Here is a 9,233-nt window from a genome sequence, read left to right as displayed (position 1 = left end):
ATGAAGGTACTGGTACCTGTCAAACGCGTGATTGACTACAATGTGAAGGTCCGCGTGAAAGCGGACGGTAGCGGTGTTGATCTCGCCAATGTCAAAATGTCGATGAATCCGTTCGACGAGATTGCGGTTGAAGAGGCCATTCGCCTGAAAGAGGCTGGCAAGGCAGACGAAGTTGTTGCCGTTTCAATTGGTGTGAAGCAGGCGCAAGAGACGCTGCGGACCGCTCTGGCCATGGGTGCCGACCGCGCGATCCTTGTTGTTGCGACGGATGATGTGCACACCGATATCGAGCCGCTGGCAGTTGCCAAGATCCTGGCCAAAGTGGTCGAGGAAGAGCAGCCCGGCATCGTTCTGGCGGGCAAGCAGGCGATCGACAACGACATGAACGCCACCGGTCAGATGCTGTCGGCCCTGTTGGGCTGGTCGCAGGGCACCTTTGCCTCGGAACTGGATATTGAAGGCGACAGTGCCAAGATCACCCGCGAGGTGGATGGCGGGTTGCAGACTATCAGCGTCAAGATGCCGACCATCGTGACCGTTGACCTGCGCCTGAACGAGCCGCGCTATGCGTCGCTGCCCAACATCATGAAGGCGAAGAAAAAGCCGCTGGATGAGAAAACCGCCGCCGATTACGGCGTCGACGTCACGCCGCGCCTGGAAATCGTCAAGACCGAAGAACCGCCGGCACGTGCCGCAGGTATCATCGTTGGCTCGGTGGATGAGCTGGTTTCGAAACTCAAAGAAGTGGGGGCTGTGTAATGGCTGTACTTCTGCTTGCCGAAGTCAACAATGGCGAACTGGCGCTGGACGCCACTGCCAAGGCAGTAAACGCTGCCAAGGTGCTGGGTGACGTGACCGTTCTGGCCGCAGGTGGCTCGGCCGCCGTTGCCGGCGAGGCTGCCGCCAAGATCGACGGCGTGTCCAAGGTGCTGGTTGCCGAAGACGCATCGCTGGGTCATCGCCTGGCGGAATCGACCGCCGCGCTGATCGTGGGTCTGGCCGATGGGTACGAGCATATCGTGGCCCCCGCGACCACCGACGCCAAGAACGTGATGCCGCGCGTCGCAGCCCTGCTGGACGTGATGGTGATCTCGGATGCCTCGGGCGTGGTCGATGGCTCGACGTTTGAGCGCCCGATCTATGCGGGCAACGCGATCCAGACCGTGAAGTCGAACGACGCCAAGAAGGTCGTCACCATCCGCACCGCGTCCTTCGATGCGGCGGGGACCGGCGGCTCGGCTGCGGTCGAGACCGTCTCGGTCGGCGACAATCCCGGCCTGTCGTCGTGGGTCGAAGACAAGGTCGCCGCAAGTGACCGTCCGGAACTGACCTCGGCTGGTGTTGTTGTCTCGGGCGGCCGTGGTGTCGGCTCGGAAGAAGACTTCAAGCTGATCGAAGCTTTGGCTGACAAGCTGGGTGCTGCGGTTGGCGCGTCGCGCGCCGCTGTCGACTCGGGCTATGCCCCGAACGACTGGCAAGTGGGTCAGACCGGCAAGGTTGTTGCCCCCGATCTTTATGTCGCCGTCGGCATCTCGGGCGCGATCCAGCACCTTGCGGGCATGAAGGACTCAAAGGTCATCGTTGCGATCAACAAGGACGAAGAGGCACCGATCTTCCAGGTCGCCGACTTCGGACTGGTCGCCGACCTGTTCCAGGCGGTCCCGGAACTGACCGAAAAACTCGGCTGAACGCAGCCCGGGGCCTTAGCCCCACAATCACCAAAGGCCCGCCACCGAGCGGGCCTTTTTCAATTCAACTCCCTCAAAGCCGCCTCAAGCTTCAAAGCAATCTCCCTGTGCGCGGAGGGGCCGAGCATATGCTCGGCCACAGGCTGTTGCAGCGTCCCGAACAACACGTCCTCGATCTCGTCTGACAAGGAGGACACACTGACCGTGCATTCCACTACATCGGCACACAACGGTCGAACCTGTTCGATCATGTCAGCAACGGGCAAGACAAGGTCGCGATGCCGATCCTCCTGTCGCTGTATGTGCAGCCAGAGAAGAACAACCCGTGGCTTGATCCGTCGCACCAGCTCGGATGTGTTGCGCAACCAAGTCTCTCGCAACTCCTGCGCCACAACCTCAAAACGCGCGTCCTTTATGGCCCGCAACCTCTCCAGTAAATGCCTGACAAAGTGGATTTCCGTGAAATCGACCTCAGGATAAAGGTCCTGCAAGTCGCACGAGGGTTCAAGAAACCGATCATTCCGACGCGAATGCACGCGATAAAACCTGTTCGACTGGTACGGCACGTCCAGCACTTGCAGCACACAAAGGTCTGATCCATTGACATGATTTAAGACCCCCGGATCAGCAAGCAACGCATCAGCCCCACAAAAAAGACTGCCAAAATTGATACAAGGTTGCGGCAATCTTTTGGCAAGCAATGCCGGGTACGGGTATTCCACGAACCGGCCAAACGTCTCTTCTCCACCCAGACAGGCCACATAAGGCGTCTCAAGATTTCCGTGCGGCGCCCGAAACCAAAGGTTTGATCCTGCATATTGGCACGCGGCCTCTGTGCCGTCGCTTACCCGATGAAAGCTCATACCAAGCCCCCCAAATTTTTCACCCAATTGCCAATTTGCGGCCTTAGGTATTGAGATTCTCCTAATGCGCGCATTTGAAGCAAAATTGACCGGTTCGATCCCCTTGCCGCCCGCCCCGGTCTGCCGATACTGTCCCGGTATCCTCCAGGGCAAAGGCAGCTGAACATGGAAGTTAAATCGGTCGGGGTGATTGGTGCGGGTCAGATGGGCAACGGCATTGCTCATGTTCTGGCTTTGGCGGAATACGATGTCTTGCTGAATGATGTCAGTCAGGATGCGTTGAACAGCGCAATGGCCACGATCGAAGGCAACATGGCGCGTCAGGCGTCACGCGGCAAAATCACTGACGATGCGATGCAGGCAGCCCTGAAGCGTATTACAACCACCCTTGAATTGCCGCAGCTGGGGCAGACAGATCTGGTGATCGAGGCCGCGACCGAGCGGGAAACGGTCAAACAGGCCATTTTCGAAGATCTGCAACCTCACCTTCTGCCGCATACGATCCTGACGTCGAATACGTCGTCCATTTCCATCACGCGTCTGGCCAGCCGCACGGACCGGCCCGAACGTTTTATGGGTTTCCACTTCATGAACCCGGTTCCAATCATGCAATTGGTGGAACTGATCCGCGGCATCGCAACGGATGAGGAAACCTTCAAAGCCTGCAAGGCGGTCGTGGACCGGCTGGGCAAAACGGCCGCCAGCGCCGAAGATTTCCCGGCTTTCATCGTTAACCGCATCCTGATGCCGATGATCAACGAAGCCGTTTATACGCTTTATGAAGGTGTCGGAAGCGTCCAATCCATTGATCAATCGATGAAGCTGGGCGCGAATCATCCAATGGGGCCATTGGAATTGGCGGACTTCATCGGGCTGGACACATGTCTTGCCATCATGAACGTCTTGCATGATGGTCTGGCTGATACCAAGTATCGCCCCTGCCCGCTTTTGACCAAATATGTCGAGGCAGGATGGCTGGGGCGCAAGACGCAACGCGGTTTCTATGACTATCGCGGCGAGGTGCCGGTTCCGACCCGCTAACAAAACCGACCTTGCCAAGCACGGTGTCGGTCAGATGAAGACACGGGTCAGGATTGGCCTGACTTGCCCAGCGACATTGTATGGTTTCTGAGCCACGTCATGAAACCACGCGGGTCACGTTCCAGCTGTTCCATGTCCTGATCCGAGATCGGATTGCCGATGACCGGCGATTGCGGTTTTTTGCACGAGCGGACGATTTCATGCAGCAACAACCCTTGCCGGAGGATCGGCGACAGCTTGTTGGCAATCTGGTACCAGCGCGAGTTGCTGCCGGGAAAGAAAATAGGCAGCACGCGCGCACCCGAACGGCGGATCATCTTTGCAGTGAACACATTCCACTCGCGCTCGACTGCGGGGCCGAACCAGTCATCCGAGGACATGACGACGCCGGACGGGAACAGCGCCACGACGCCGCCGTCTTTCAGATGGTCCATCGCCTTGCCACGCATTTCCAGCATCTTGGCCTGCGCCTCGGGGTCATGCGGAAACGGAACCGGGATCATGAAAGATGTCGCGGCCTCATCAAGACCCGTCAGGACCGAGCGGGTCAGAATGCGATAATCACTGCGGACCCGCCCGATCAACTCGGCCAGAATCATACCATCCACCATTCCGTGGGGGTGGTTGGCAACGACAACCACAGGGCCGGTTTTTGGAATACGGGCGATCTGCTCTAGCGGCGTGGTCAGGTCGATCCCCATCACCTCAAGCGCGCCACCCCAGAACCGCTGCCCACGATAAAATTCGTTCTTTTTCTCGAATTTGTTGACCATCCGCAGAATGGTCAGCTTGCCCGTGCACCATTCGATGGCGCGAATGGCCGTTGAAGTCCAGGCGTCATCGAACGAGTTTGCATAGGTCAGAGTTCTACGGTCGTAGATCTCGCCCTGATCTGCGGTCCCATCCACCACCGGGCTTGTCTTGGTCTCGTGCGTCGTTTCCGCCAATTCCTGGTCTTCCCGTTCTTCCTGTCCCGGCAAGGGCAGCTTAGAACCCCTCTCCGAACTTGTCGTTCACAAGCGCTTCCAGAGCTTCTGCCAATGCTTCAGCATCCGGCCCGGAGGTCTCGACGTCAATAGTTGTTCCGCGAGAGGCTGCCAACATCAAAAGGCCCATAATACTGTCACCTGACGCAGAAATTCCGTCCTTCGACACCTCGGCATGCGCGTCGAAACCTTCCACAACCTCGACCAGTTTTGCCGAGGCGCGGGCATGCAGACCTTTTTCATTGATAATTTTCAGGCTTCGGGTGGTCATATTCATCAATCCGGTTTTAGTCCAAAGTCACATTTTGCGCATTGATGTATTTCCGTCCAGCTTCCATTGCCTGGCGGACAGCATCACCAACGGGTAAGTGGCGGCTTTTGGCCAATTTAATGAGCATTGGCAGGTTTGCCCCATACAATATCCGCCGATCCTGAGGCGCACAGGCCCGCAGGCTGAGATTTGAAGGGCTGCCACCGAACAGGTCGGTTACAACGACAACACCGTCGCCCATATCCACTTCGTCAGCCGCACGACAGATTTCCGCCTGTTTTTCATCCCTATCGTGGTCGGGTTCGATCGCAATGGCCACAAGGCCGGGCTGCGGTCCGACCACATGCTGTGTGGCGGCCAGGTATTCCTGGGCCAAACCGCCATGCGCAACGATCACTATTCCGATCAATCCGACCTCACACTCAACGACCGACGTTCCATCTCGCGATGTCTAATTGCCACCTGCTGCCCGTCCTCTGCAAGGGCCTTTGCAACAGCTTCTGCCATTGCGACGGATCTGTGTTGCCCACCCGTGCATCCAAAAGCCACCGACAGATGTGCTTTTCCTTCGGCCCGAAAGGCCGGCAGCAACAAAGTAAGCAAATCCATAACACGTTCAAGAAAGGGTGCGTAATTCATATCCGATTGAACAAAGCGCGCAACGTCCGAGTGCCGCCCGTCCGCCGCCCGCAACTCGGGGCGCCAATACGGGTTTGCCAGAAACCGGCAATCAAAGACCATGTCCAGCCCGCGCGGAAGGCCCCGCTTGTACGAAAACGACTCGATAGAAACTGCCAGATGTCGCCCCCCTTGGGGCGCAAACCAGTTTTCAACTTCTTCCCGCAGCTGATGCACGTTCAGATGGCTTGTATCGATCAGGGTATCTGCAATCTCGCGTATGGGGGCCAGCAGCTCTTTTTCACGCTGAACGCCGGTCTCAGGGCTGGCATTCTTGGCAACGGGGTGCCGCCTGCGGGTTTCCGAAAACCGGCGCACCAACACGTCGTCGCTGCAATCCAGATACAGAACGGTCAAATCCACCCGCGCCATGCGACCCAGGCTTTCGGCCAGTTCGATAAACCCGATTGTCGAGAAATCGCGATTGCGGGCGTCAATGCCCAGCGCCATTGGGCGGTCGCTGTCCGCACTGTCCAGTAGGCGCAGCAACAGGCCCATCGGCAAGTTGTCGATAGCCTCAAAGCCCAGGTCTTCCAGGACATGAATGGCTGTGGATCTTCCGGCCCCTGATGGGCCTGTAACCAACACGATCCGCCGTTGCTCTGTCATTTGTTCGGCCATTCCGGGTGTACACGCCCATATTTCAGAAGCTGCATCAACGCTGCGGCCAAGTTGGGCACGCCTGCCCCGCGAAGCAAGGGAACAGTTTGCCCCAGCAGCACGATTGTCGCCTCGGCAGGTAACCTCTGTGGCTCATTTTGATCCAGATCCACAACATAGTCCAAGGAGACCGGTCCGAATACATCCGCTTTGATCAAACCAATGTGACGGGCCTCGATCAAACCCTGTATCTGCGGCACGGCGGCGGCAATGACCTGATGGTCCCGCCTTGACAGGTCGACCCGATCATCCGCGACCAGACCCGCCCCATAGGCCATCATCTGCAATGCTAGAGCCGATTTTCCCGCGCCCGAAGCACCGACAATCAACAGCCCGCGCCCGGCCACTGTTACGCATGAAGCGTGCACACAAGCGCTGTCCCGGTCTTTGGCGTCTGACAGAGAACCTGCTTGCATGAGTTATACAGGTAACCCCACTACAAAGCGTGCCCCTAGCGGGTCTGATGTAATATCCGCTTCGGTCGGGCGGATATTCTCAGCCCAGATTACGCCGCCATGGGCTTCGACAATCTGTTTCGAGATGGCCAGACCAAGCCCCGAATTGTTACCGAAGTGCTCTGCCGGGCGTTGCGAATAGAAACGCTTGAACACTTTGGTCAAGGCCTGTTCCGGAATACCCGGCCCGGTGTCTTCGACCACGACAAGAACACGGTTGTCTCGCTGACGTACCCAGACGCGGATGGCATCACTTTCTTCACAGAAGGAAATGGCATTGGTGATCAGATTGACGAACACCTGCGCCAGCCGTGCCTCAAGCCCGTTGATGACAATCGGTTCGGATGGCAGATCGGTGATATAGTCGATCCCCTTGGACCGCGCGTCTTCACCCAGATATTGACCGATATTGCCAATCAGCTTGAGCAGATCAAAGGGTTGTTCTTCTTCCTTAACCAGTTCCGCATCAAGACGTGACGCGTTCGAGATGTCGCTGACCAGCCGGTCCAGGCGCCGAACGTCATGTTCGATTACACCCAGCAGCTTGTCGCGCTGATCTTCGCGCTTGACCATGCGAAGCGTGCCAACAGCGGATTGCAGGCTGGCCAAGGGGTTCTTGATTTCATGGGCGACATCAGCGGCGAACTGTTCGTTTGCGTCAATCCGATTATACAGAGCAGTCACCATGCCCCGTAAAGCGCGGCTGAGGCGACCGATTTCATCCGGACGGGCGCTTAGATCAGGGATGCGAATGCGCCCCGGATTAACCCCTGTGCCTCGGTCCTTACCCATTTCCGCCGCTGCGGCCAGATCTGCCAGCGGGTTGGCGATGGTCGAAGCCAGCACAAGGCTCAGGCCCACCGAAACCAGCAAAGCCACCACGAACATTTGCAGAATTCGCTCCTGCTCGCGGCGGGCCAATGCGTCGATCTCACCGGCGGGGCCTGTGATTGCAACAGCTCCGGCCGGGGTATCTTCGTAGAGGATCGGCGCAGCGGCTACGATCACGGTCTCACCTGCGGCGTCCTGAACTGCCTGAACCTGCCTTTGACCTGCCAGCGCCTGTGGGATAATTCCCTGTACACGCTGTGCCAGAGTCGGTGCCTCGACCTCGGTCGACCAGTTGAGAAGGTTCGATACACCGATCCAGACCGCGTTCAGCGTGTCGCTGATCACCGTGCTGCCGGTTTGCACCTCGGAATTGGATTGCAGAAGAACCGGCATGGCCGACACTTGCGGGGCACCGCGTGTCCAGCCAATCAGGGTGCCACTGGCGTCATAGACAAAGACTTCGCCGCCTTCGGGAAGTGACAATCCTGACAGCGTATCTCTGACGTCGAGGTTGCCAGCATCCTGCGCCGTGTGCGCCGCACCCTGGCGCAGCTGGGTTTCAAAGACGTTGCTGACCAGCTGCGCATCGCCAAGCAGATTACGCGCCGTCTGCTGAACCGTCTCTTTCCGCGAATCGTCCAGATACAGCAATCCTGTAACCAGGATCACCAGCGCGATCAGGTTAAAGGTGATGATCTTGCGCGCCAAAGGCGAGCCTCGCAGAGAAAACAGGTTTCTCTGGGACCGCTTTTCCCTCAGTTCCGCTGACTCGGTATCGTCGGGAATGACCCAGTCATCCCCGAGTACGACGTCACCGTCACGTAGTTCGCTGGCTGCTTCGGTGTCGCGCACGAGAGCCCATTACCCCTTGCTGGCGTGGCGCCTATTCTTCGTTGTACCGATAACCGATACCATAAAGGGTTTCGATCGCCGAAAACTCGGGATCAGCCGCGCGCATCTTCTTGCGCAGACGCTTGATGTGGCTGTCGATCGTCCGGTCATCCACATAAACCTGATCATCATAGGCCACATCCATCAGCTGGTCGCGGCTTTTGACGAAACCCGGACGCTGGGCAAGTGCCTGAAGAAGCAGGAATTCGGTCACGGTCAGGGATACATCATTCCCTTTCCAGCTGACCGCATGGCGAAGCGGGTCCATCCGCAAGTCGCCGCGTTCCATAACCTTTGTGTCGTTGCTATTGGCCGCAATCGCGTCGCCGCTTGTTGCTTCTTGCCGACGCAGCAGAGCGCGGATACGCTCAACCAGCAACCGTTGCGAGAAGGGCTTCTTCACATAGTCATCCGCGCCCATGCGCAGACCCAGAACCTCGTCGATTTCATCATCTTTCGAGGTCAGAAAAATCACCGGCATCTGCGTTTTCTGACGCAGCCGTTGCAGCAGATCCATGCCATCCATTCGCGGCATCTTTATATCGAGTACGGCCATATCAGGCAGCTTTTTGTTGAACGCATCCAACGCGGCCTGGCCATCATTATAAGTTTCAACCTCGAAACCTTCGGCTTCGAGTGTCATGGATACAGACGTCAGAATGTTTCTATCGTCATCCACAAGTGCAATCTTTGACATCGGGCTCACCCCTATTCCTGCTCACTCGCGCAATAATTCGCTTATTTGTAAGGCATTGTTGGCGGTTTTAAGACGCCGAATCAATCCGTAACTGCGAATCGTGCCTTTGTTGCGGCAGGTCTGCGGCAAATTTGCCTTTATGCCCGCAAAAATATGCCCGGTTCTCGGTCAT

The 9,233-nt window shown here is 57.5% G+C and carries 11 protein-coding genes; 3 read left to right on the top strand and 8 right to left on the bottom strand.

Going from position 1 to position 9,233, the window contains the following annotated elements; translation table 11 throughout:
- The gene (locus tag ACR0DS_RS12555) at positions 1–759 is read left to right on the top strand and encodes an electron transfer flavoprotein subunit beta/FixA family protein (protein WP_209506332.1); all 759 of its coding nucleotides are present in this window, start codon (positions 1–3) and stop codon (positions 757–759) included.
- The gene (locus tag ACR0DS_RS12550) at positions 759–1,688 is read left to right on the top strand and encodes an electron transfer flavoprotein subunit alpha/FixB family protein (protein WP_480559697.1); all 930 of its coding nucleotides are present in this window, start codon (positions 759–761) and stop codon (positions 1,686–1,688) included. Before ACR0DS_RS12555 ends, ACR0DS_RS12550 begins: the two co-directional genes overlap by 1 nt.
- Before the next feature lie 59 nt (positions 1,689–1,747).
- Here ACR0DS_RS12550 and ACR0DS_RS12545 read toward each other — a convergent pair whose 3' ends face one another.
- Complete coding sequence (locus ACR0DS_RS12545; RefSeq protein ID WP_480559695.1) at positions 1,748–2,551, bottom strand: DUF6473 family protein; 804 nt, start codon at positions 2,549–2,551, stop codon at positions 1,748–1,750.
- Positions 2,552–2,716: 165 nt separating this feature from the next.
- Between ACR0DS_RS12545 and ACR0DS_RS12540 the strand changes: the two genes are divergently transcribed.
- The gene (locus ACR0DS_RS12540) at positions 2,717–3,592 is read left to right on the top strand and encodes a 3-hydroxybutyryl-CoA dehydrogenase (protein WP_209506328.1); all 876 of its coding nucleotides are present in this window, start codon (positions 2,717–2,719) and stop codon (positions 3,590–3,592) included.
- Positions 3,593–3,639: 47 nt separating this feature from the next.
- Here ACR0DS_RS12540 and ACR0DS_RS12535 read toward each other — a convergent pair whose 3' ends face one another.
- Genes ACR0DS_RS12535 through ACR0DS_RS12505 form a run of 7 tightly spaced genes read right to left on the bottom strand, consistent with a single transcriptional unit; the run spans position 3,640 to position 9,061 of the window.
- On the bottom strand, positions 3,640–4,539 hold the full coding sequence (locus ACR0DS_RS12535) for a lysophospholipid acyltransferase family protein (protein ID WP_480559703.1): 900 nt from the start codon (positions 4,537–4,539) through the stop codon (positions 3,640–3,642).
- A 40-nt stretch (positions 4,540–4,579) separates the two neighbouring features.
- A complete protein-coding gene (locus ACR0DS_RS12530; RefSeq protein ID WP_209506323.1) occupies positions 4,580–4,849 on the bottom strand; it encodes an HPr family phosphocarrier protein in 270 nt (89 codons plus the stop codon).
- A gap of 16 nt (positions 4,850–4,865) precedes the next feature.
- The gene (locus ACR0DS_RS12525; RefSeq protein WP_209506320.1) at positions 4,866–5,258 is read right to left on the bottom strand and encodes a PTS sugar transporter subunit IIA; all 393 of its coding nucleotides are present in this window, start codon (positions 5,256–5,258) and stop codon (positions 4,866–4,868) included.
- Positions 5,255–6,136: an RNase adapter RapZ gene (gene rapZ / locus ACR0DS_RS12520; protein WP_480473854.1), complete on the bottom strand. Its 882-nt coding sequence runs from the start codon at positions 6,134–6,136 to the stop codon at positions 5,255–5,257. Before rapZ ends, ACR0DS_RS12525 begins: the two co-directional genes overlap by 4 nt.
- Positions 6,133–6,603 (bottom strand): HPr kinase/phosphorylase, encoded by a 471-nt coding sequence (locus tag ACR0DS_RS12515; protein ID WP_480559693.1) that lies wholly within the window; start codon positions 6,601–6,603, stop codon positions 6,133–6,135. The genes rapZ and ACR0DS_RS12515 overlap by 4 nt, the downstream gene beginning before the upstream one ends.
- Positions 6,604–6,606: 3 nt before the next feature.
- Positions 6,607–8,325 (bottom strand): ATP-binding protein, encoded by a 1,719-nt coding sequence (locus tag ACR0DS_RS12510; protein WP_480559691.1) that lies wholly within the window; start codon positions 8,323–8,325, stop codon positions 6,607–6,609.
- Between the two features lie 31 nt (positions 8,326–8,356).
- Positions 8,357–9,061, bottom strand: coding sequence for a response regulator transcription factor (locus tag ACR0DS_RS12505; RefSeq protein ID WP_267364197.1), 705 nt, complete (start codon positions 9,059–9,061; stop codon positions 8,357–8,359).
- Positions 9,062–9,233 lie beyond the last annotated feature (172 nt).

This window comes from Ruegeria sp. AF5 (assembly GCF_056541905.1).
The sequence above is the reverse complement of the archived record's forward strand: the minus strand, read 5'-3'. Positions and strand labels throughout refer to the sequence as shown.

Bases quoted from the DNA above. Each gene is read 5' to 3' on its own strand.
- ACR0DS_RS12555 (WP_209506332.1), top strand. From the start codon at position 1: ATGAAGGTACTGGTACCTGTCAAACGCGTGATTGACTACAATGTGAAG.
- ACR0DS_RS12550 (WP_480559697.1), top strand. From the start codon at position 759: ATGGCTGTACTTCTGCTTGCCGAAGTCAACAATGGCGAACTGGCGCTG.
- ACR0DS_RS12545 (WP_480559695.1), bottom strand. From the start codon at position 2,551: ATGAGCTTTCATCGGGTAAGCGACGGCACAGAGGCCGCGTGCCAATAT.
- ACR0DS_RS12540 (WP_209506328.1), top strand. From the start codon at position 2,717: ATGGAAGTTAAATCGGTCGGGGTGATTGGTGCGGGTCAGATGGGCAAC.
- ACR0DS_RS12530 (WP_209506323.1), bottom strand. From the start codon at position 4,849: ATGACCACCCGAAGCCTGAAAATTATCAATGAAAAAGGTCTGCATGCC.
- rapZ (WP_480473854.1), bottom strand. From the start codon at position 6,136: ATGACAGAGCAACGGCGGATCGTGTTGGTTACAGGCCCATCAGGGGCC.
- ACR0DS_RS12515 (WP_480559693.1), bottom strand. From the start codon at position 6,603: ATGCAAGCAGGTTCTCTGTCAGACGCCAAAGACCGGGACAGCGCTTGT.
- ACR0DS_RS12505 (WP_267364197.1), bottom strand. From the start codon at position 9,061: ATGTCAAAGATTGCACTTGTGGATGACGATAGAAACATTCTGACGTCT.